Source organism: Campylobacter sp. 2014D-0259, from assembly GCF_008000505.1.
In the GTDB taxonomy this organism is placed as follows: domain Bacteria; phylum Campylobacterota; class Campylobacteria; order Campylobacterales; family Campylobacteraceae; genus Campylobacter_D; species Campylobacter_D jejuni.
This window is the reverse complement of sequence record NZ_VOAQ01000007.1, coordinates 196,135-217,355: the sequence shown is the minus strand read 5'-3', so window position 1 is coordinate 217,355 and position 21,221 is coordinate 196,135. Positions and strand designations below refer to the sequence as shown.

Sequence of the window (21,221 nt, the reverse complement as noted above, 5' to 3'; positions counted from 1 at the left end):
TATTTTAGATTTTAAACTATTAACTTTATTTCATTATTTTAAGCTAGAATTCGAAAAAAACCAATCAAGGAAAAATAATGACTTTAATTGCAATTTTATGTCTTTACACAGCGCTTTTATCTTGGATTTCCTATGCTCAAATTCGTTTCTTAGAAAGAGAAAAAGACAAACAAGCTCAAATTTTAAGCGAAAAAGACTATCAAAATGCAGCAGATATTGCCATCGAAAATGAAAAATTTAAACTATTTTCCAATTTTTATAATTTAATCATCAATATTGCATGGATAGGTTTTGGATTTTTATATCTTAAAGAATTGCTTATCTCAAGCAACACTCGTTTTGAAAATACTTTATTTTTATTATCTTTTTTAATAATCACAAGTATTTTAAATCTACCTTTAAGTATTTATAAAAGTTTTATCAAAGATAAAGCCCATGGTTTTTCAAATATGACTGTAAAACTTTTTATCAAAGATACTATGAAAAGTCTTATTTTAACTTTAATATTTGGATTTTTAATCCTTTATGCTTTGCTTTTTTGCTATGATTTTTTTGGAACTTTTTGGTGGATTGCGGCCTTTATTTTTGCCTTTTGTATTATAGTGATTATAAATCTCATCTACCCTACCTTGATAGCACCTATTTTTAATAAAATGAAAAAACTAGACGATGAAAATTTATTGAAAAAAATCAGCTCTTTAATGAAACAATGCGGGTTTAGTGCAAATGGGGTTTATGTTATTGATGCAAGCAAAAGAGATAAGCGTTTAAATGCTTATTTTGGTGGACTTTTTAAAAGCAAAAGAGTGGTGCTTTTTGATACATTATTAAAAGCCTTAAATGAAAGAGAACTTTTAGCTGTTTTAGGACATGAGCTTGGACATTTTGTTCATAAGGATATTATCAAAGCTTTATTTAACGGCGCTATAACTATGTTTTTACTTTTTTTTGTTTTTGCAAATTTACCTGAATTTGTTTACTTAGAAAGTCATCTAGAAGGAGTAAATGGTGGCGTGTTTGCTCTTTTATTTATCTTGGCAAATATTTTTAGCTTTTTAATCTCTCCTATGCTTAATGCCTTAAGTAGAAAAAATGAATTTGCAGCTGATCAACACGGAGCTAAAGTTACAAGCAAAGAAGATATGAAAAATGCATTGATAGCTCTAGCAAGAGAAAATAAAGCTTTTATCAAAACAAGTAAAATATATACATTTTTTTATCTCAGCCATCCAAGTATTAGTGATAGAATCAAGGCTCTTTCTTGACTATAAAAAATGCTCTTATGGAAGCTAAATCTAGCTTAAAAGGTTATGAAAATGAAGCAGTATTTATACTCTGTGAATATCTAAAAAAAGATAAAGCTTGGTTATTTTTAAACCAAGATATACAAATAGATCATGAACCTTATTTTGAGCTTATAAAGCGTTTTAAATCTGGAGAACCTTTTGAATATATATTTGAAAAAGTGGATTTTTGGGGCTTAGAATTTAAGATAAAAAAAGGCGTTCTAATCCCTCGCTACGATAGTGAAATTTTACTTTTTCAAATTTTAAATTTATGCAAAAAAAATACTTTTAATGGGATTTTAGAAATAGGATTTGGAAGCGGAATTTTAAGCATTGTTTTAGCCAAAGAACTTGGGTTAAAAATCACAGCCTGTGATATCAATCCCAAAGCCTTAGAATTAGCTTTAGAGAATGCCAAATTACACAAAGTCGATCACTTGATTGACTTTAAACTTTGTAATTTTAAGCAAATTAAAGAAAATTATGATTTTATTTTTTCAAATCCACCCTATATTAAAAATTCATATCCTATAGATATTTGGGTGCAAAAAGAACCCAAAGAGGCTTTATTTGGTGGAGAAAAAGGATATGAAATTCTAGAAGAAATCATACATTTTTCCCTTGATAAAAAAGTTAAATTTTTAGCTTGCGAATTTGGCTATGATCAAAAAGAAATTTTGGAAAAAATTTTATATCAAAATAATTTCATTGTTGATTTCTTCAAAGATGAACAAGATTATAATCGTGCTTTTATAGCTAAATTTACAAATATGCGCTATGATAAAAAATAAAAGGAGAAACTCTTGAAAGCTGTTAATTTATTTTTACTTGCCTCCATCATAGGGGTTGAACTCATACTAGGAATAGTTGTTGCACCAACAATTTTTTTTCCTCAAAATCTTATAGGAGAAGGAGTGTTGAGCCATTTTCAAAGTGGCTTAATGATGACGCAAATTTTTATTAAGATGGGATATTTGCTGATTTTTGTTTCAGTGGTTAATTTTTTATATGAAATTTATTCTCTTATAAAAGATGAAATGAAATTTCAAATAAAATTTTCAAAATTTATGCTGAGTTTGCTTATTTTGATTTTAAGCTTAATATTTGTTTTTTATTTTACTAATACCATAATTGAACTCCAAAACTTAGGCGAAAACGCTACAAAAACTCAAGAATTTATCAGTATCCATAATGCAAGTGAAGTGGTGATTAAAATCATCTTGATAATGCAAGTTTTTTTATATTTCTTAAGCTTTAAAATAGCAAAAAAATGATAAAATATAAATAAATCCGAAAGAGAAGGAGTAGGCCATGATGATCTCTGATGCAACTATGATGCAACAAAATTATTATTTAAACAATGCACAAAAAGCTAGTGATAAAGCTTTAGAAAATATTGCAGCTGTTCGCGCAATAAGTGGAGTTGATAGTGCTAATTTAGCTATTGCTGATTCTTTAAGATCTCAATCAAGCACTATAGATCAAGGTGTCGCAAATGCTTATGATGCTATAGGGGTTTTACAAATTGCAGATGCTAGCCTTACCAATATCTCTCAAAGCGCAGATAGACTTAATGAACTTTCAGTGAAAATGAACAATGCTGCACTTAATGATTCTCAAAAAGGAATGCTAAGAACAGAAGCAACACGCATACAAGAATCCATCAATGATTCTTTTAATAATGCAACTTATAATGGAAAAAATGTCTTTCAAACTATGAATTTTGTAGTAGGTAGCGGAACTGAAACTACAAATTTAAATCCATTAGCAACAGGTGGATTAAGCATAGATAATCAAGATAGTATTACAAATTTTATGGATCAACTTGGAAGTTTAAGAAGTGAAATAGGCTCGGGTATCAATGCCATCACATCAAATATTAACGCAAGTGTTCAAAATAGCATCAACTCAAAAGCAGCTGAAAATAATTTACTAAATAATGATATGGCAAAAAATGTTAATGATTTTAATGCCAATTATCTAAAAGAAAATGCTGCTGCTTTTGTTGCTGCGCAATCCAACATGCAGCTTCAAAGCAAAATTGCTAATTTATTACAATAATATAAGCCCTAAATAGGGCTTATTTCTTTATCAAAATGACTTTAGAGCAAATTTTAGAAAAAACCAAAAACGTTCGTCTTGTAGCCGCAAGCAAGTATGTCGATGCAAGTACAATTGAAAAGCTTTTTGATCAAGGTATAGTAGAATTTGGAGAAAATCAAGTCCAAGCTCTAGCACAAAAAAAAGAAAATCTTGATGAAAAAAAACTAGACATAAAGTGGCATTTTATAGGAACGCTACAAAGCAACAAAATCAATCTCTTAATCAAACAAAAACCTATATTATGGCACTCTTGTAATGGTATTAAAATAGCTAAAGCTATGGACAAAAGACTTGATTATAAATTAAATACTTTATTAGAAATCAATAGTGCAAATGAAAATAGCAAAAGCGGTCTAGATCCAAATCAAGCTGTAGAAGAATATTTACAAATACAAGAAGAATGCTCTAATCTAAATCTTTGTGGCGTAATGAGCATAGGATCACACAGCCAAGATAAAGAAAGTATTATCAAAAGCTTTGAAACTACATTTAAAATTTATGAAATTCTTCAAAAACATGGGGCTAAAATTTGCTCTATGGGGATGAGTAATGATTTTGAAATTGCTATAAAATGCGGATCCAACTTAGTAAGACTTGGAAGCATTTTATTTAAAAATCTTAAGTAAGAACAATCTTACTTAAGCATATTTATTAGAAATTTCCTCTACTATACTATCAGAGATAATAAAATCTGTATGATAAAGCAAGCAAGATCCCGCGCTAATAACTTTTAAAACAAGTTTTTTATTGTTTTTTTCATTAGGATTATGTGCATTTCTAGCAATTTCATGAATTTCATAGATTAATTCTCTATTTAACCTTGTCAAATCTAGCTCTATGATATTTTTTTCAAATTCCTTAGGTTCTGCGGTAAAATGATTTTCTTCTTTATTTTTGAAATCTTTTTTTGCTCCAAATTTTTTTATAGCTTTAATCTCGCCATCTTCAAGACTTTGTAAATCTTTAATTGCTTTTAAAAAAAAGCTAGGCTTCTCCCCTCCCTCAGCTTTAAATCCCAATACAAAACCATAGGCATTATTTTTTAAATTTTCATCTTTGATGATATTTTCTATTTCTTCTACATTGCTTTCAAATACAGTAGCATCAAACGAAGAATAATAATCCAAAATTTCAATTCTACCATAACGCTTATTATTTTTACTCATCATGGATTTGAAATCTTCAATTTTACCTATACTTAAAATTTCTCCATTGTTTTTTAAACTTTCAAAATCTAAACTTTTAACATAATCTATGGCATTAATTTGTTCATAAAATCGATCTAAAGGATGGCCTGAAACATAAATTCCTAAAATTTCTTTTTCATATCCTAATTTTTCCATCACTTCAAATTCTTCATTTTTGGGAGTAAAATTTACTTGAACACCTGAAGTTAATTCCTCTTCACCAAAAAGAGAACTTGCAGCATTTTTTCTTACTTCAGCCATCTTACGCGATGCTTCGCTAAGATTTTCCATATTATCAAACAAAGCTTTTCTCGTAAAACCAAACTCATCAAAAGCCCCTGCCTTAATAAGACTTTCTAATGTTCTGCGGTTTATCTTGGTAGGATCTATCTTACCTAAGAAATCATTAATATCCTTAAATTCTCCATCTTGTCTTGCTTCAAGTAAATTTTCAACTGCAGGAATACCCACACTTTTTATAGCCCCAAGTCCGTATATAATAGCATCCTTGCCATCTTGCTCTAAAGCACTAAATTCACGGATCGCTTTGTTAATCGATGGAGGTAAAAGTTTAATATTCATTTTTTTCATCTCATCAATATAAACAGCAATTTTATCCACATTGTTTTCTTCGCTTGTTAAAAGCGCTGCCATAAATTCACTAGGATAATAAGTTTTTAAATAAGCTGTTTGAAAAGTAATCAACGCATAAGCCGCAGAGTGAGATTTATTAAAACCATATCCTGCAAATTTTACGATAAGCTCCCATAAATCCTCAGCTTTTGCTCTATCATATCCTTGTTTTTCTGCTCCATCTGCAAAATCAGTTTTAAGCTTTTTCATCTTCTCAGGATCTTTTTTACCCATAGCACGACGCACTACATCAGCACCTCCTAAAGAAAAGCCACCTATAATTTGAACAATTTGCATAACCTGTTCTTGATAAACAATAACCCCATAAGTAGGCTCTAAAACCTTTTCTAAACTGTCAAAAGGATATTCTATACTTTTTAAACCATGCTTTCTGTCGATAAAATCATCAAGCATTCCTGATTCCATAGGACCTGGACGATAAAGCGCAAGAACCGCAATGATATCTTCAAAACGCTCTGGTTTTAAGCGTGCATTTAAACTTTGCATACCGCCTGATTCGATTTGAAAAATTCCCAAAGTATTTCCACTTTGTATGGTTTTATAAACTTTGCTATCATTTACATCTATAGTTTCCCAAATAATGTCTTTATTGTAACGCTTTTTAATAAGCTTGATCGCATTATTGATTACTGTTAAGGTTTTAAGACCTAAAAAGTCAAATTTTATCAAATCCACATCTTCTAAATGATCTTTAGAATACTGCGTTACCAAATGTCTTTCATCATTTTTACTTTGTCTAAAAAGCGGAGTTTTCTTCCATAAACTTTCATTAGAAATTACAACACCTGCTGCGTGCATACCCGCATTGCGATTTAATCCTTCTAAAGCTCTTGCATACTCCCAAACTTCAGGACCTTTAGGATGACGATCGATAAATTCTTTAATTTTAGGTTCTTTTTCATAAGCAGCATCAAGAGTGATTTTAAGCTCTTCGGGCACAAGTTTAGCAAGCTCATCAGCATCTTGAATACTCATATCACAAACTCTAGCCACATCACGAATCACCCCTTTAGCCAAAAGTTTACCAAAGGTAATCACCTGTGCAACTTTATCTGCTCCATATTTATCAATCACATAGTCAATCACTTCAGCACGTCTGTCTTGACAAAAATCCACATCAATATCAGGCATGCTCACACGCTCAGGATTTAAAAAACGCTCAAAAAGTAGACTATAAGGAATAGGATCTAAATCCGTAATCCTTAAACAATAAGAAACCAAACTTCCTGCAGCTGATCCTCTTCCAGGGCCTACTGGAATACCTTTATCTTTAGCCACTTTAATAAAATCATGAACAATAAGCATATAACCTGAAAATTTCATATTTTTAATGATGTTAATTTCTACTTCAAGTCTTTGTTTGTATTCTTCATGCTTGCTTTCATCGATAAATTTTAATCTCTCTTCAAGTCCCTTTTTACAAAGTTCTTCAAAAACTATGTCATCATTATCAAAGCTAAATTCTTTTGTTTCTTCAGGCAAGGTAATATTATGATCTTTAGCATATTCTCTTGTAAATTTAAAATTCGGTGGAGTGGGATTGCCAAGATTAAGCTCTAAATTACATTTTTGCGCGATTTCTTGTGTATTTTCTATAGCTTCTGGAATATCTGCAAAAAGCTCACTCATTTGCTCAGGGCTTTTAACATAAAATTCATGCACACTATGACGCATTCTATCAGGATCATTAAGTTTTTTTCCCATAGCTATACACATAAAAACCTCATGGGCAGCCGCTCTTTCTTTGAAAGTATAATGCGTATCATTTGTAGCAATAATTTTTATATTTAATTCTTTAGAAAGTCTGATAATATCATCATCTATCATTCTTTGATCGCCTATACCATGACGCATGATTTCAAAATAAAAATCATCTTTAAAAACTTTTTTATACCATAGCGCCGCTTCTTTTGCTGCTTCATAGCCTTTTGCACCAAAACGCACATTTCTTTCACTATAAGTATTTAAGTGCCAATTTACTTCACCTTGCAAGCAAGCAGAAGAACAAATAAGACCTTCGCTATGATCTTCCAAAAGCTTTTTATTGATACGCGGATAATAATACAAACCTTTAATATAACTTTGAGAACTTAAATACATTAAATTTTGATATCCGATCTCATTTTTTGCATACAAACAAAGGTGAAAACGCTGACGAGAACTTTTATCATCTAATTCATCGTGATTATGCAAATACGCTTCCATACCAATGATAGGTTTTAAACCTTGTGCTTTCATTGTTTGATAAAAATCAATTGCCCCAAACATATTTCCATGATCTGTCATAGCCACACTTGTAGCACCCTGCTCTTTTAAAGTCAAAGCTAATTCTTTAAGCTTATTGGCTCCATCAAGCAAAGAATATTCTGTATGTAAATGTAAGTGTGTAAATTGACTCATTTTCTTCCTTTAGTTTTTTAAGGCTTATTTTAAAATTATAAATTTTTCTCGCTGAATTTGAAAGAAATTGGTCCTAAATTTCAACTTAAATTTTACAAAAAGGCAAAAATTCAGCCAAAATAAACTATAATAAAATCTAAGATTTTAATCTTAATAAAAAGAACTTTTCAAAGGATGAAATGATGAAAGTAAAAATTGCTTATTGCAATCTTTGAAATTATCGCCCACAAGCTGCAAGGGTTGCAGAAGAACTACAAAGCGATTTCAAAGATGTTGAAGTAGAATTTGAAATTGGCGGCAGAGGTAATTTTATCGTTGAAGTAGACGGAAAAGTTATCTTCTCTAAAACACAACTTATTAATTGCGAAAGTGAAAGATTTCCATATCAAAATGAAATTAATCAATTAATAAAAAATAGAGTGTAATCAAACACTCTATCATAACATTTTCTCATATTCCTTACCAATATATATGTTTTGCTCATACTCGATAATAGGACGCTTAATACAACTTGGATTTTCTAATACAATTTTTTCAAGTTCTTTTTCATTTAAATTTTTAACTTTTTCTTTGTTTAAACCAAGTTTTTTAGAAGTTAATCCAGCAGTATTGATAAGTTCTTCAAAAGATTTTTGTTTTAACCATGTGTATAAAATATCTTGATTAATCTTTTTAATATCCATAAAATCAAACACAATGCCTTTTTGTGTTAAAGCATCCATAGCTTTTTTTACAGAATTGCAATTTTTAATACCATAAAGTTTCATTTTCTAGCCTTTTTTACCAAATCTGCGATTAAAAAAGCAAGTTCTAATGCTTGATCCGCATTAAGTCTTGGATCGCATTGAGTCTCATAACGATCTTCCAAGCTTTGAGCAGTAACATTGCTTGCACCACCTGTGCATTCTGTTACATCTTTCCCAGTCATTTCAAGATGCACCCCACCTGGATAAACTCCTTCGCTTATTGCAATCTCAAAAAAAGATCTCACTTCTTGCATGATTTTATCAAACTCACGTGTTTTAAAATTACCTGCTTTTACTGTATTTCCATGCATAGGATCTATGCTATATACTAAATTTAAACCTTCACTTTTAAGTTTAGAGAAAATTTTTGGCAAATTATTGATAATTTTATCTGCACCCATGCGGATAATAATATTTAATCTTCCTTCTTCATTATTTGGATTTAAAACATTTGCTAAAGCTATGATATCATCAGCACTTGCACTAGGTCCTATTTTAACCCCTAAAGGATTTTTTACTCCTCTTAAAAAATGTACATGAGCTTCATCAAGTGCCCTTGTTCTTTCACCTATCCAAAGCATGTGAGCTGAACAATCGTAAATTTCTCCACTTAAACTATCCACTCTAGTTAAAGCTTCTTCATAAGGCAAAAGTAAAGCTTCATGTGAAGTATAAACACTAACTTCTCTTAGGCTTGGAGTATTACTTGTATTAATCCCACAAGCTTCCATAAAAGCTAAAGCTTGTGAAATTTTTTCACTGATATCAGTATATTGCTTATGGAGTTCACTCTTTTTTAAAAAACCCAAATTCCAACGATGTACTTCATGCAAATCTGCTAAACCACCCTTAGCAAATCCACGTAACAAATTTAGCGTTGTTGCACTTTGATAATAAGCTTCAAGCATTCTATGTGGATCAGGAATGCGTGCTTGTTCGCTAAATTCAAAACCATTAATAATATCACCACGATAACTAGGAAGACTTATACCATTTAACTCTTCAAAATCACTACTTCTTGGCTTAGCAAACTGCCCTGCAATACGACCAATTTTTACAACAGGACATCCACCGGCAAATGTAAGCACTATAGCCATTTGAAGTAAAATTTTAAACATATCACGGATATTTACAGCGCCAAAATTTTCAAAGCTTTCAGCACAATCTCCACCTTGAAGTAAAAAAGCTTCTTTTTTGCAAACTCTTGCTAAAGACTTTTGAAGATTTCTCACTTCTCCAGCAAAAACCAAAGGAGGAAGCTTCTCAAGTCTTGCTAAAACTCTATTCATTTCCTCTTGATCTGGATAGATAGGTTGCTGTTTTATAGGATAGTTTTTCCAAGAATTCTTAGTCCACATGGTTTTTTCTTTCGTTTTATTTATCAGCTTCCTCTATAAGTTGAATAACCAAAAGGAGAAAGGGTTATTGGAACATGATAATGTTTTTGATCTTTAGAAAGCTCAAAACTTACCTCTACAAAAGGATAAAAAGTATTTATTTTGTGTGATGTGTAATAGTCTTTTGTGAAAAATTTAAGCTTATAAATTCCAAAAGCCCTATTTTCAGCTTTTTCATATGGTAATAAATCTCCTATTCTACCATTTTCTTCGGTAAATTCTTCACTTACTTTTTTCCACTGTTGATTTGCTTCCAACTTATAAAGCTCAACTTTTACTTTAGGAGCAGGTTGTCCAGAAGTAATATCCAAGACATGAGTACTTAATTGATATTCAGTAGCACTCAAAAACATTGGCACGCTTGCTAGTATTAATAAAGTTTTTTTAATAGAAAACATTTTCTCTCCTTGTATAATATTTACAAGGAATATTATACAAGAGTATTATTAATAATTAAAATCAAATAATAAAAATTATAAATTAATTATAATTATTTAATTGTTAGGCTTATAATAAAAAATAATTATAAATTATTTTTTAAGCTCTTTAATACGCGCTGCTTTACCGCGTCTATCTCTTAAGTAGAATAATCTTGCACGGCGCACACGACCACGACGCAAAACAGTAATACTTTCTAAACTTTCACTATAAATAGGGAAAATTCTCTCAACGCCAACATTATTAGCGCCCATTTTACGCACGATAAAAGTTTCACTTACGCCATTACCTCTTCTAGCAATACAAATACCCTCAAAATTTTGGATTCTTGTTTTATCCCCTTCTTTGATGCGAATTGCAAGCTTTAAAGTATCACCAGCACGAAAATCTGGAACATTTTTACCTTCAATTTGTTTTGCTTCAAATTGTTCTATATATTTATTTTTCATAAAAAATCCCTTATTTTTTGCGTTCATGCTCTAAAAATAAATCTGGACGAAAAAATTTCGTTTTGCAAGACGCCAAAGTAGTTTTTAAACTTGCAATTCTAGCGTGATTACCCTTTAAAAACTCTGAAGGAGTATAAAATTTTTTATTTTTTTTCTCAAAAATAAAAGGTTTTGAAAAAGCAGGCGCTTCGAGTAAATTATTTTCAAAGCTTTCTTCTTCCAAACTTTCCATATTTCCTAAAACCCCGTTAACATTTCTTAAAATCGCATCACACATTACAAGCGCAGGTAATTCTCCTCCTGTTAAAATAAAATCCCCTATGCTAAAAACTTCATTCGCAAAAATTTCAAGCACTCTTTCATCTATACCTTCATAGCGCCCGCATACAAAAACTATATGTTCTTTTTTACTTAAGCGTTTGGCGTCTTTTTGATTAAAGGTTTTACCACTTGGATTTAAAAAAATAAAATAGGGATTTTCTTTTTTTTCTTGAATACTTCTTAGCACCTCATACATAGGTTCAGCTTGCATCAAAAGTCCAGCTCCGCCACCTATTTTATAATCATCGACTTTATGATAGGAATTTTTAGAAAAATCTCTTGGATTATAAAAATTAAGTTTGAAAAGTTTTTTTTCTTTTGCTCTTGCAAGTATAGAATCTTGAAAGTAAAATTCCATAAGATTAGGGAACAAAGAAACGAAGCTAAATTTCATGAATTTTCTAAAATTAAAAAAGCATCTTGCGTGCAAAAAATCTGTCGTTTTTCTATATCTATATTTTTAACAAATTTATCTAAATATGGAATAAAAAATATTTTAGGATATTTTTTTTCAACCCATTTTTCATCACTTTGAATTTCAAATAAATAAGAAGCTCCAGTTTCCAAGATATCAATCACTTTACCTAATCTTTTATCTTCTTCAAAAACTTCACACTCTAAAATATCAAAATAAAAAAACTCATCTTTTTTTAATTTACAAGTTTGTCTGCTTTTCTCGATACTCTGAAAAAGAATAAGATTAATTAATTCTTTGGCCTTTTCTATATCTTCATAATTTTCAAATAAAACAGTAGAATTGCTTGCATTATAATGCTTAATCTTTAACATTTCTTTGGTGTTTTTTATAAAAAAAGTAGCATCTTTTTTAAATTGAGAAGAAAAGTCGCTCAGGTTATGCAATTTTACATAACCCTTAAGACCCACAGTTTTACCAAGTTTTGCAACTTGAACAAAATCTTTTTCACTCAAGTGCTTTTACCGTTACTCTATAAGAACTTGCATCCTTGCTCTTATAAGCAGAGATTACGGTTTTTATAGCATTGATCATTTTTCCATTTTTACCTATAAGCTTACCTGTATCAACCTTATGTGCAAAAAGAACAATCTCAAAAAAATTTTCACTTAATTCAATTTTTTGAGTATCAATCTGTTCAGGATAATCTGCAATTAATTTTGCGTATTCTCTAAGAAAATTCTCTACCATGATTATTTGCTAGTGATAGAAGCAACTTTATCGCTAAGTTTTGCACCAACACTTTTCCAATAAGCTAAACGCTCTGCATCAACTTTAATTACCTCAGGTTCTACCATAGGATTATAATACCCAATACTTTCTATCCAACCACCATCACGACGTTTTCTACTGTCTGTAACTACAATACGATAAAATGGTCTTTTAGTTCTACCCATTCTTGTAAGTCTAATAACTGTCATTTATACTCCTTAAAAATTAAAAATTTTATTTATAGATACTATAAAAAGTATTTATAAATAAAATTTAAAATTGCCTTCTAGCTTGACTCATCATCTGTGTTAAACTTTCCATTCCTTTTTTACCTGAAAATCTTTTTGCAAGCTTTGCTGCATTGCTAAATTGTTTTAAAAAACGATTGACTTCTACCTGAGAAAGACCTGCTCCCTCTGCTATACGACGCTTTCTAGCATTATTTAATAAATCAGGATTTTCTCTTTCTTTTGGAGTCATTGAAGAAATCATTGCTTTAATGCGTATGATTTCTTTAGAATTATCCAAATCTATATCTTTTACCGCATTTGCCATTCCGCCAAGTCCTGGTATCATGCCGATTAAAGACTTCATGCTTCCTAATTTTTTAATACTTTCCATTTGATTAAGAAAATCATTAAAATTAAATTCACCTTTTTTAATTTTTTGATTGAGTTTTTTAGCCTCTTTTTCATCAATAATCGCAGCAGTTTTTTCAGCTAAAGTTGCCAAATCACCCTCACCCATAATACGACTTACTATACGATCTGGTATAAAAACTTCTAAATCTGCTACTTTTTCACCCACACCAATAAATCTTAAAGGAATACCGATTTGTTTTGCTATACCTAAGGCTACTCCACCTTTAGTATCTGCATCAAATTTTGATAAAATTACCCCGCTGATATTCAAAGCTTCATTAAAACTAGCCGCAGTCTTGACCCCATCTTGACCACTCATTGCATCAGCAACATAGAAAATCTCATCAGGATTTAAAACATCCTTAACTGCTTTTAATTCATTCATCAAAGCTTCATCTATAGCCAAACGTCCAGCAGTATCCACAAGCAAAACATCCACCATAGAACTTTCAGCCTTTTTTAAAGCCTCTTTAGCAACTCTAATAGGATCTTTTTCATTTTCTATGAAGAAAAGTTCAATTTCATTAGCTTCACAAAGTTGTCTTAGCTGCTCCACTGCTGCTAAACGCTGTAAATCACAAGCTGCAACTAAAACTTTTTTATTGCGTAATTTTAAATAATTTGCAAGTTTAATAGTGCTTGTAGTCTTACCGCCCCCTTGTAAACCTGCCATTAGAACTACTGTTGGGGGTTTAGAAGCAAAAACAAAACCTTGATTTTTGCCATTGACACTTAAAATATTTTCTAAATTTACTTTAATGGCATTTAAAAATTGTTTTTGACCTATTCCGTTTTGCTTTACATCTTCTTCTATCAAAGTCAAAAGCTCTTTAGTTACCTTATGGTGAACATCTGCTTTTAAAAGAGCTTTTTTTAAGGTTTCTAAAGCGTTCTTAAGTGCTTTTTCATCATCAACAAAACGTAATTTATTAATCGCTGATTTAAAAGATTCGCTAACTAACTCAAACACTTTATCACCTTTCTATAAAATTTTTAAATTAAACCTTGCATTATACAAAATTTTTTCTTAAATGGCTTTAAAAATCTAAATTTTTTATCTCAAAGCCAACTTTTGCAAAACTATTATCTAGCTCAGCCTTAAAATAATAATCAAAAATTTTAATTTCATAACTATGTAAATACATTCTATCGCTTGAAATTTTAGCATATTTTTCATCACCTACAACGCCATGTTTTATAAATTTAGCATGCACTCTGATTTGATGAGTTCTACCTGTTTGAATGACTATTTTTGCTAAGGTTTTTTTTGACTGCATCATAATAGGAGTAATGATGCTTAAGGCACTTAAACCATCTTTTGAAACTTTACTTAACGCCCCGCCTTTTGCTTTTATGGTAAAAATAGGCTCATTCACTTCAACCTCTTCAGCCAAAACCCCATCTAAAACCGCAATATAACTTTTATAAACTCTATGTTTTTTAAATTCTTCTATACAAAGCTTTCTAAAATCTTCATCTTTGCAAAGCAAAATCACACCGCTTGTTTCTTTGTCTAAACGATTTAAAAGCTTGGCATTAAATTTTTTCTCCAAGTCTTCACTCACATAAGCATAAGGTTTATTAATAGCAATAATCTTATCATCTTCAAAAATAATTTGAGGATTTTTGGTTTTTATCACATTAAATCTTGCCTTATCGCTCATCAAAGCTCTAGCAACCACAACTTTTTTTCCATGTGAAAAAACACAACCCTTATCAATCAAATCTTTAGCTTCACGATTTGAAATTTTTTCTTGCAAAGCTAAGAGTTTATAAGCTTTTTCTTGCATCAATTCCCTTTTGTATGGTCTGTATAATAAGATCTAAATTTTCTTTTTTGGAAATTTTAACTTTTAAATTTAAATAATGAATTTTATCATTTAAATCTTTTAAATTTTCGCAAAAATATACATTTTCTACTTCTTCAAATAAAGCCTTTTGATTATGAATAAATTTCCCACTGATTAATACATTGTCAAAATATGCCACTTCTATAGGATTGTGTCCTCCTATGCCTTCTATGAAAGAACCTCCAAGCACAACAACATCAGAAATTGCATAAAAATTTACAAGCTCTCCTAAAGCATCTAAAAGCAAAATTTTTTTAGCAAATTTCTTATTTTCATCTTTTAAAGAACTAAATTTTTCAAATTCCAAACCTTTGTTTAAAAGCAAATTTTCAACTTCTTTAAAACGCTCAGGGTGTCGTGGGGCGATAATGAGTTTTTCATTTTCTTCTAGTTTAAAATGATCAAGCAAAAGCTCTTCTTCATCTTTATGCGTACTAGCAAAAATAATAAGCTTTTCCTTAGGTTTGGCATAAATTTTATTATTTTTAATTTCTAAATTTGCCTTAATATTTTTAAAAATTTTAACATTTTTAGCTCCCAAACTTTCAAGTCTTACTTTATCTAATTCACTTTGAGCAAAAACTTCATCAATATAAGAAAAAATTTTTTTATAAAAAAAAGAAAATCTTTGATAAGAATGATAAGATTTATCAGATATTCTCGCATTAAGCAAAATAATCTTAGTTTTATAAATGTGTGCCATGAAAACAAGCATAAGCCAATATTCTGCTTCAAAAATTACCAAAACCTTACAAGGCTTAAACCAAAAAGGCAAAAAATTTTCAAAAGCAAGATAATTTACCTTTTTACAAAATTCTTTTGCATATTCAAAACCTGTTTGAGTAATAGTAGTTATTCTTGAATCAAATTTCAAAACCAAAGTTTTAATACTTCTTACCTCCCCGTAAGAACAAGCATGAAAATGTACATCAGCTTTTTCTTGATGTAAATTTTTATAAAGAAAAAATCGGGATTTTAAACTAGTTTTGTATTTGGATTTTAAAAAAGAAAGCAAAAGAATAAAGACGGCACAAAATAAAAATGCCGTCCAAGTTAAAAAATAATAAAAAAAGATCAATTTTGTTCTTCTTGCTCTTTATAAAGAATTCTTCCACAATGAGGACAAGTTACAATCTCTTCACCTTTTACAACAGACAGATAAGTCTTATCGTAAATTTTCATAAAACATCCATAGCATGCTTGTTTTTTAACAGGAACTACAGCAGTATTTTTCGCCCATTTGCGAATTTTTTCATAAAAACTTAAAACTTTTTGATTCATCTCGCCCACAAGTTTGGTTTTTTTATCATAAACACTCATTCTATCTTTTTCAAGAACTTCCATTTCAGATTTAATGCTTACTCTAATCTCATTAATATTTTGCTCTTGTTTGATTTTTTCTTCTTCAAGTTCTTTTTTATAAGTTTCTTTATTCTCTAAAATTTTATCCAGTCTTACAATTTCATCATTTGCAGCGTCTAATTGCTCTTTTGCAATATCTTCTTCAATTTTTAAAGCATTAGCTTCTTTTTCTGTTTTTACTGCACCACTTTTTTTAGAAAGCTCTTTAATTTTTGCCGAAAACTCAGAAATATGAGCATTATTTTGTACTTTTTGATTTTCTATATCTTTGATTTCTTCATCGATTTTTTCTAAATCTGTGTTGATTTTTCCTATTTTTAACTCAGCATCTTTTAAAGTCCTATTAATACTGTCTATTTTTGGTTCATAACTATCAATTTCTTGATCTATTTTTGATAAAAGCACTAATTGTTCGAGATATTTATTCATTTATTTTCCTTAAAAATATTGAAATGGATTTTTTGAAACTGTTATTATAGCTTGTAGCGGCAAATTTTTCAAGTCTTTTGCTAAACATTGAGAAAAATATCTCTCACTTTCAAAATGACCCAAATCAATAAGACTAATTTGATTACTAAGTGCCTCTAAAGCTTGATGATATTTAAAATCTCCGCTTAAAAAACAATCCGCATCTACTTTAGAAATTAAATCCCCGCCACTTCCAGTACATATAGCAATACGCTTAATGTCTTTTTTACCACAATCACTTACACGTAAAATTTGTAAATTTAACTTTTTTTTCACCCAGTCACACAAAGCTTCAAAAGACATAGAATTTTCCACATAAATTAAAAATTCGTCTTTAAAAGAAATTTTAAAACCTAAAATTTCTTCCGTAAAATAAGTGTTTAAATGACTTAAATCGTAATTTGTATGCATACTGATTAAAGAAATATTTTTACAAATCATTTCTTTAATAAAAGCTCTAGGATAAGTCTTGTCATATAAATCTTTTAAACCTTTAAATATCAAAGGATGGTGTGTGATAATTAAAGAATTTTCACTCGCTTCTTTAATGATATTTTCATCAATATCTAAGCTTAAATAAACAGTTGAAATTTCACTATCCCTATCTCCAAGCAAAATTCCACTATTATCCCATGATTCTTGGATATCAAAGGGACTTAATTGATCTAAAAAATTATAAATTTCACTCAGTTTCATTTAAATTTTTCTTATAAATTTCAGCACAATTTTTCGAAAGCTCACGAATTTTTAACATATAATCTTGTCTTTGTGCTACAGAAATTGCTCCTCTTGCATCTAAAAGATTAAAAGTATGTGCAGCAAGCATACAATAATCATAAGCAGGTAAAGCTAGTCCTTGTTCTAAAATATTTTTACATTCTTTGTAAGAATTTTCAAACTGCTCATTTAAGATCTTAACATCACTTACTTCAAAATTGTATTTACTAAATTCATATTCACTTTGCTTATGCACATCTGCGTATTTAATTTTTTCTCCATTAAATTCACTCCAAACTATATCATAAACATTATCAACATTTTGAAGATACATAGCTATTCTTTCAAGACCATAGGTAATTTCAGCACTTACTAAATCTACTGCTATACCGCCAACTTGCTGAAAATAAGTAAATTGAGTGACTTCCATACCATCAAGCCATACTTCCCAGCCTAAACCCCAAGCACCCAAACTTGGACTCTCCCAATTATCTTCAACAAAACGAATATCATGACTTTTTAAATCAAAACCCAAATTTTCAAGACTTTTAAGATATAATTCTTGGATATTATCAGGACTAGGTTTAATCAAAACTTGAAATTGATAATAAGCACCTAAGCGATTAGGATTTTCACCATAACGTCCATCAGTAGGCCTTCTACTTGGAGCCACATAAGCAGCTGCCCAAGGTTTTTTTCCTAAACTTCTTAAAAAAGTTGCTGGATGAAAGGTTCCTGCACCTGCTGGCATATCATAAGGTTGCATAATCGCACAACCTTGCTCTTGCCAATAATTTTGCAAATTAAGTATCATTTGTGAAAAAGTCATTGTATCTCTCTTTATTGTTCCATATTTTCAATAGGTTTTTCTAAATTTTTATTCATTTCCAAATCAGGCTCTGTCTTAGCTCCAAAAATTTCTGCGGTTTTACTCCACATTAATTTATATTTACGCTTGAGAAATTCTATCTCTTCACGCGCATGTTTTAGCTCATTGTTTAAGGTTTCTATAGTTTTTCTATCTTCATCATAAAGTTCTTGCATAGAATAAAGGGCGTCTTTTAAAAATTTATTCTCATTTTTTAATGCTTCAAGTGTTTCATCTTTAGCATCTAAAACTTTTTCATGCAAATTTAAAATAGTTCCTATTGTTTTTTCAACAAAACTTTCTCCTGCTAAAGTCATTGAATTTACCATTGCAGTTTGAGATTTTGCAGAACTAGGTACTACACTAAAAGTACCTTGATGAGCTTCGATGTAAATTTTACCCTCTTCTTCTTTAAAATTTAAAGCCCCATTGGCCATCATACCCTTAACCACATCTTCATTTAAATGCACAAGTTTACAAAATTCTTCAAGTTCAAGATAGGTTTGCATTTTTATCCCTTATAATAAAACTTCTACTTCTTTTGAATCAGATACAAGTTTTTTTTCTTTTTCAAGACGATCTTCTTTAAGCTTTTGTGCTAAATCAACATCATAAATAGCTAAAATTTGCATAGCCAAATAAGCAGCATTGATCGCTCCAGCCTTACCAATAGCTAAAGTTCCTACAGGAATTCCACTAGGCATTTGCACCGTAGAAAACAAAGAATCCATACTTGCAAGATTACTTCCTGGCATAGGCACTCCTAAAACAGGTTTTGTTGTATAAGCTGCAACAGCTCCAGCTAAATGCGCTGCCATTCCAGCTGCTGCTATAAAAACCTTCGCACCTTTTTCTTCAGCATTTGCAATATACTCTTTTGTTCTTTTTGGACTACGATGAGCTGATGAAATGATAAGTTCATACTTTACCCCAAAACTTTCTAAAGTTTTAGCAGCCTCTTTCATAGTCTCATAATCACTCTTGCTTCCCATTAAAATAGAAACAAAATTCATCTATATTTCCTTTCTTAAAAAACTTAATGCACTGATTTTATTTGGTAATTGGATTTCATGTTCATTACCGCTATGAATTTCGCTAAATTCTTTATTGTTTTTAGCAATGAGTTTTTTAAACTCTATAAAATATCTATCCTCTTTTTGATAAATTTTACCTAGTTCATTATCGCAAGTTTGAATCACATCGCCTAAAGGAGCTAAAATTTCATAAGGCGTGTTTAAAACGATTTTCCCTTTACATTTAAAAAAGCTTCCATCTTCGCTTATAGCATGTACTTGATGAGAACCTTCTTCTATGCTTGTATTATGATTTTGCGTGTCGGTTTTTTCTAAAGGACGCGAAACAAGATAGCCATCTGTAAAACCACGATTCTTAAGCGTAGCAATCTCTTTTTCATACTTACTTGACTCAAATTTACCCTCTAAAGCATCTTGTATGGCCATTTTATAAGTCCTTGTTGTAAGCGCAACATAATATTCGCTTTTAGTACGCCCTTCTATTTTAAAAGCACTGATACAATTTTCTTGCATGATTTTTTCTATATAAGAACAAAGATTTAAATCCTTAGAATTAAACACATGAGTACCATTTTCATCTTCTTCTAAACGAAATAAAGTACCATTTTCTGGATTTTTAGCATAAAGCTCATAATTAAATCTGCAATCATTTGCACAAGATCCACGATTGCTCATTCTTCCACTTTGCACAGAGCTTATTAAACAACGCCCTGAATAAGCAAAACACATAGAACCATGCACAAAAGCTTCAAGTTCAATATCGCAATTTTCTTTTAAAGCTTTAGCATCTTTAAGTCCCAATTCTCTCGCAATTACAACCCTTTTAGCACCCATATCCTTATAAACTTGAGCATCTAAATAATTTAAAATATTTGCCTGAGTAGAAACATGTAAAGAAATTTCAGGTGCAAGTTCTTTAACAAGACGCATAGCTCCAACAGAAGCTACGATAAAAGCATCAGGCTTCATCTCACGCAATTTTAAAATATGTCTTTTTAAACCTTCAATTTGAGAACTCAAATGAAAACCATTTAAAGTAACATAAATTTTCTTACCACGCTCATGAGTATATTTGATAGCCTCTTCAAAACTTTCATAATTAAATTCTCTTGCAGTGCGTGATCTTAAAGAAAAATTATTCACACCCGCATAAACCGCATCTGCGCCATAAGCTAAAGCAATTTTTAATTTTGTGAAATTTCCTGCAGGAGCTACTATTTCAGGAATGATCATTTTTGCCCTAAACTTGCAATTAAAGCTTCTATATCATCATTACTTACAACATCAGCAGTACTATCACCTTCAATATGCACTGCAGAACTTACACGTTTTTTATCATCAATTTTACCTTCAAATAAAGAACTCATATAACGGCTTAAAGCACGCATTACATTAATAACACGTTCGATTTTTTGACGATGTATATCTTGATACTGCATTGCATCCATTGCCATCATCACTTCATCTTGTCCGCTTTGAAGATTTCCGACAATCTGCTTAGAACTTTTTTTAGCTTGATTGTTTAATTCTAAAGCTTCACTGAAACTTTCCACATTAGGAAATTTTTCATTAAGTTTAGAAAAAATATCAATATTTTTTTCTATTGCTTTATTTATTTCTTTGAGTAAACTTTCAGAATCCGCAAAAAAATTATTAATACTTTCAAGCTTATCCATCATTTCCGTTGCTTTAAGCTCGCTATCTTTTGTAACATCATCTAACTGATGTACAACTTTATGCTCCTGATTTGGTGGGGGTGGTGGCCATACTACACTAGGATTAGGTTTGTAATCAGCTATTTTGACATCTTCTAACATCAAAGCATCTTCTTCGGTATTTGATTCTTCGGTTTTTACCTCTGCTTCTGTCTCTGAATCAAGATCAACATCACCATTCATCAAAGCATCAAGCTCTTCTTGAGTCATTTTTTTCCCTTTTTTAAATCTAGATTTTCAATAATTGCTCAAAATTATAATCAATTTTATCTAAAACAAAAATATAAATTTTTATTTTTTAATCTTTTTAAATTAAATTTTTAAATTTATTAAAAAAAATATATTAATTAAATCTTAATTAAAAATTTTATGATATAATTTTATAAATTTAATTACATA

The 21,221-nt window shown here is 30.2% G+C and carries 25 protein-coding genes; 6 read left to right on the top strand and 19 right to left on the bottom strand.

The genetic code is table 11. From position 1 onward, the window contains the following. Positions 1-77: 77 nt before the first annotated feature. From SR63_RS01980 to SR63_RS01960, 5 genes are read left to right on the top strand one after another with little or no spacing between them, the layout of a single operon-like run. The gene (locus SR63_RS01980; protein ID WP_002877997.1) at positions 78-1,265 is read left to right on the top strand and encodes a M48 family metallopeptidase; all 1,188 of its coding nucleotides are present in this window, start codon (positions 78-80) and stop codon (positions 1,263-1,265) included. After that, on the top strand, positions 1,262-2,077 hold the full coding sequence (locus tag SR63_RS01975; RefSeq protein ID WP_002866560.1) for a HemK/PrmC family methyltransferase: 816 nt from the start codon (positions 1,262-1,264) through the stop codon (positions 2,075-2,077). Before SR63_RS01980 ends, SR63_RS01975 begins: the two co-directional genes overlap by 4 nt. A 12-nt stretch (positions 2,078-2,089) precedes the next feature. Beyond that, a complete protein-coding gene (locus SR63_RS01970; protein WP_002858582.1) occupies positions 2,090-2,560 on the top strand; it encodes a DUF4149 domain-containing protein in 471 nt (156 codons plus the stop codon). Between the two features lie 37 nt (positions 2,561-2,597). Beyond that, positions 2,598-3,347: a flagellin C gene (gene flaC, locus SR63_RS01965; RefSeq protein ID WP_002854849.1), complete on the top strand. Its 750-nt coding sequence runs from the start codon at positions 2,598-2,600 to the stop codon at positions 3,345-3,347. A 35-nt stretch (positions 3,348-3,382) separates the two neighbouring features. Then, positions 3,383-4,015: a YggS family pyridoxal phosphate-dependent enzyme gene (locus SR63_RS01960; RefSeq protein ID WP_002866558.1), complete on the top strand. Its 633-nt coding sequence runs from the start codon at positions 3,383-3,385 to the stop codon at positions 4,013-4,015. A 12-nt stretch (positions 4,016-4,027) separates the two neighbouring features. Here the strand turns inward: SR63_RS01960 and dnaE are convergent, their stop codons facing one another. Then, on the bottom strand, positions 4,028-7,630 hold the full coding sequence (gene dnaE, locus SR63_RS01955; RefSeq protein ID WP_002877994.1) for a DNA polymerase III subunit alpha: 3,603 nt from the start codon (positions 7,628-7,630) through the stop codon (positions 4,028-4,030). A gap of 182 nt (positions 7,631-7,812) precedes the next feature. Between dnaE and SR63_RS01950 the strand changes: the two genes are divergently transcribed. Then, on the top strand, positions 7,813-8,055 hold the full coding sequence (locus SR63_RS01950; protein ID WP_257406716.1) for a SelT/SelW/SelH family (seleno)protein: 243 nt from the start codon (positions 7,813-7,815) through the stop codon (positions 8,053-8,055). Between the two features lie 12 nt (positions 8,056-8,067). Here the strand turns inward: SR63_RS01950 and SR63_RS01945 are convergent, their stop codons facing one another. From SR63_RS01945 to SR63_RS01860, 18 genes are all read right to left on the bottom strand, one after another. Beyond that, a complete protein-coding gene (locus SR63_RS01945) occupies positions 8,068-8,397 on the bottom strand; it encodes an ArsC/Spx/MgsR family protein (protein ID WP_002854966.1) in 330 nt (109 codons plus the stop codon). Beyond that, on the bottom strand, positions 8,394-9,734 hold the full coding sequence (locus SR63_RS01940; protein ID WP_002857190.1) for a class II 3-deoxy-7-phosphoheptulonate synthase: 1,341 nt from the start codon (positions 9,732-9,734) through the stop codon (positions 8,394-8,396). Before SR63_RS01940 ends, SR63_RS01945 begins: the two co-directional genes overlap by 4 nt. Positions 9,735-9,757: 23 nt before the next feature. Beyond that, positions 9,758-10,171: a hydroxyisourate hydrolase gene (uraH, locus tag SR63_RS01935; RefSeq protein ID WP_002852246.1), complete on the bottom strand. Its 414-nt coding sequence runs from the start codon at positions 10,169-10,171 to the stop codon at positions 9,758-9,760. Positions 10,172-10,303: 132 nt separating this feature from the next. Then, positions 10,304-10,660, bottom strand: coding sequence for a 50S ribosomal protein L19 (gene rplS / locus SR63_RS01930; protein WP_002854824.1), 357 nt, complete (start codon positions 10,658-10,660; stop codon positions 10,304-10,306). Positions 10,661-10,670: 10 nt separating this feature from the next. Beyond that, positions 10,671-11,375: a tRNA (guanosine(37)-N1)-methyltransferase TrmD gene (trmD, locus tag SR63_RS01925; protein WP_002868040.1), complete on the bottom strand. Its 705-nt coding sequence runs from the start codon at positions 11,373-11,375 to the stop codon at positions 10,671-10,673. Beyond that, on the bottom strand, positions 11,372-11,911 hold the full coding sequence (gene rimM, locus SR63_RS01920; protein ID WP_002855099.1) for a ribosome maturation factor RimM: 540 nt from the start codon (positions 11,909-11,911) through the stop codon (positions 11,372-11,374). The genes trmD and rimM overlap by 4 nt, the downstream gene beginning before the upstream one ends. Beyond that, positions 11,904-12,146, bottom strand: coding sequence for a KH domain-containing protein (locus tag SR63_RS01915; protein ID WP_002852144.1), 243 nt, complete (start codon positions 12,144-12,146; stop codon positions 11,904-11,906). The genes rimM and SR63_RS01915 overlap by 8 nt, the downstream gene beginning before the upstream one ends. A gap of 2 nt (positions 12,147-12,148) precedes the next feature. Beyond that, positions 12,149-12,376, bottom strand: coding sequence for a 30S ribosomal protein S16 (rpsP, locus tag SR63_RS01910; RefSeq protein ID WP_002852274.1), 228 nt, complete (start codon positions 12,374-12,376; stop codon positions 12,149-12,151). 64 nt (positions 12,377-12,440) lie between these two features. After that, positions 12,441-13,778 carry a signal recognition particle protein gene (ffh, locus tag SR63_RS01905; protein WP_002866554.1) on the bottom strand — a complete coding sequence of 446 codons (1,338 nt, stop codon included), beginning with the start codon at positions 13,776-13,778 and terminating at the stop codon, positions 12,441-12,443. Between the two features lie 67 nt (positions 13,779-13,845). Then, positions 13,846-14,598 (bottom strand): RluA family pseudouridine synthase, encoded by a 753-nt coding sequence (locus SR63_RS01900; RefSeq protein WP_002866553.1) that lies wholly within the window; start codon positions 14,596-14,598, stop codon positions 13,846-13,848. Beyond that, on the bottom strand, positions 14,579-15,736 hold the full coding sequence (gene waaA, locus SR63_RS01895) for a lipid IV(A) 3-deoxy-D-manno-octulosonic acid transferase (protein WP_002876948.1): 1,158 nt from the start codon (positions 15,734-15,736) through the stop codon (positions 14,579-14,581). Before waaA ends, SR63_RS01900 begins: the two co-directional genes overlap by 20 nt. After that, on the bottom strand, positions 15,733-16,449 hold the full coding sequence (locus tag SR63_RS01890) for a zinc ribbon domain-containing protein (protein WP_002856929.1): 717 nt from the start codon (positions 16,447-16,449) through the stop codon (positions 15,733-15,735). The genes waaA and SR63_RS01890 overlap by 4 nt, the downstream gene beginning before the upstream one ends. 9 nt (positions 16,450-16,458) lie before the next feature. Next, positions 16,459-17,184: a Nif3-like dinuclear metal center hexameric protein gene (locus tag SR63_RS01885; RefSeq protein WP_002866550.1), complete on the bottom strand. Its 726-nt coding sequence runs from the start codon at positions 17,182-17,184 to the stop codon at positions 16,459-16,461. Continuing rightward, positions 17,171-18,034: a glycine--tRNA ligase subunit alpha gene (glyQ, locus tag SR63_RS01880; protein ID WP_002861386.1), complete on the bottom strand. Its 864-nt coding sequence runs from the start codon at positions 18,032-18,034 to the stop codon at positions 17,171-17,173. The genes SR63_RS01885 and glyQ overlap by 14 nt, the downstream gene beginning before the upstream one ends. Before the next feature lie 11 nt (positions 18,035-18,045). Next, a complete protein-coding gene (locus SR63_RS01875) occupies positions 18,046-18,582 on the bottom strand; it encodes a DUF3972 domain-containing protein (RefSeq protein ID WP_002852251.1) in 537 nt (178 codons plus the stop codon). Positions 18,583-18,591: 9 nt separating this feature from the next. Continuing rightward, entirely contained in the window at positions 18,592-19,086 is a 495-nt protein-coding gene (gene purE, locus SR63_RS01870; protein ID WP_002866547.1) for a 5-(carboxyamino)imidazole ribonucleotide mutase, read from the bottom strand. Beyond that, positions 19,087-20,340: a peptidase U32 family protein gene (locus tag SR63_RS01865; protein ID WP_002866546.1), complete on the bottom strand. Its 1,254-nt coding sequence runs from the start codon at positions 20,338-20,340 to the stop codon at positions 19,087-19,089. After that, entirely contained in the window at positions 20,337-21,032 is a 696-nt protein-coding gene (locus SR63_RS01860) for a chemotaxis protein (RefSeq protein WP_002866545.1), read from the bottom strand. Before SR63_RS01860 ends, SR63_RS01865 begins: the two co-directional genes overlap by 4 nt. Positions 21,033-21,221: the final 189 nt, after the last annotated feature.

Coding starts and splice junctions, on each gene's coding strand:
- SR63_RS01890 (WP_002856929.1), bottom strand. CDS start 16,449: ATGAATAAATATCTCGAACAATTAGTGCTTTTATCAAAAATAGATCAA.
- SR63_RS01945 (WP_002854966.1), bottom strand. CDS start 8,397: ATGAAACTTTATGGTATTAAAAATTGCAATTCTGTAAAAAAAGCTATG.
- SR63_RS01940 (WP_002857190.1), bottom strand. CDS start 9,734: ATGTGGACTAAGAATTCTTGGAAAAACTATCCTATAAAACAGCAACCT.
- SR63_RS01860 (WP_002866545.1), bottom strand. CDS start 21,032: ATGACTCAAGAAGAGCTTGATGCTTTGATGAATGGTGATGTTGATCTT.
- dnaE (WP_002877994.1), bottom strand. CDS start 7,630: ATGAGTCAATTTACACACTTACATTTACATACAGAATATTCTTTGCTT.
- SR63_RS01960 (WP_002866558.1), top strand. CDS start 3,383: ATGACTTTAGAGCAAATTTTAGAAAAAACCAAAAACGTTCGTCTTGTA.
- SR63_RS01865 (WP_002866546.1), bottom strand. CDS start 20,340: ATGATCATTCCTGAAATAGTAGCTCCTGCAGGAAATTTCACAAAATTA.
- SR63_RS01875 (WP_002852251.1), bottom strand. CDS start 18,582: ATGCAAACCTATCTTGAACTTGAAGAATTTTGTAAACTTGTGCATTTA.
- uraH (WP_002852246.1), bottom strand. CDS start 10,171: ATGTTTTCTATTAAAAAAACTTTATTAATACTAGCAAGCGTGCCAATG.
- flaC (WP_002854849.1), top strand. CDS start 2,598: ATGATGATCTCTGATGCAACTATGATGCAACAAAATTATTATTTAAAC.
- glyQ (WP_002861386.1), bottom strand. CDS start 18,034: ATGACTTTTTCACAAATGATACTTAATTTGCAAAATTATTGGCAAGAG.
- purE (WP_002866547.1), bottom strand. CDS start 19,086: ATGAATTTTGTTTCTATTTTAATGGGAAGCAAGAGTGATTATGAGACT.
- SR63_RS01980 (WP_002877997.1), top strand. CDS start 78: ATGACTTTAATTGCAATTTTATGTCTTTACACAGCGCTTTTATCTTGG.
- SR63_RS01885 (WP_002866550.1), bottom strand. CDS start 17,184: ATGAAACTGAGTGAAATTTATAATTTTTTAGATCAATTAAGTCCCTTT.
- SR63_RS01900 (WP_002866553.1), bottom strand. CDS start 14,598: ATGCAAGAAAAAGCTTATAAACTCTTAGCTTTGCAAGAAAAAATTTCA.
- trmD (WP_002868040.1), bottom strand. CDS start 11,375: ATGAAATTTAGCTTCGTTTCTTTGTTCCCTAATCTTATGGAATTTTAC.
- rplS (WP_002854824.1), bottom strand. CDS start 10,660: ATGAAAAATAAATATATAGAACAATTTGAAGCAAAACAAATTGAAGGT.
- SR63_RS01915 (WP_002852144.1), bottom strand. CDS start 12,146: ATGGTAGAGAATTTTCTTAGAGAATACGCAAAATTAATTGCAGATTAT.
- rpsP (WP_002852274.1), bottom strand. CDS start 12,376: ATGACAGTTATTAGACTTACAAGAATGGGTAGAACTAAAAGACCATTT.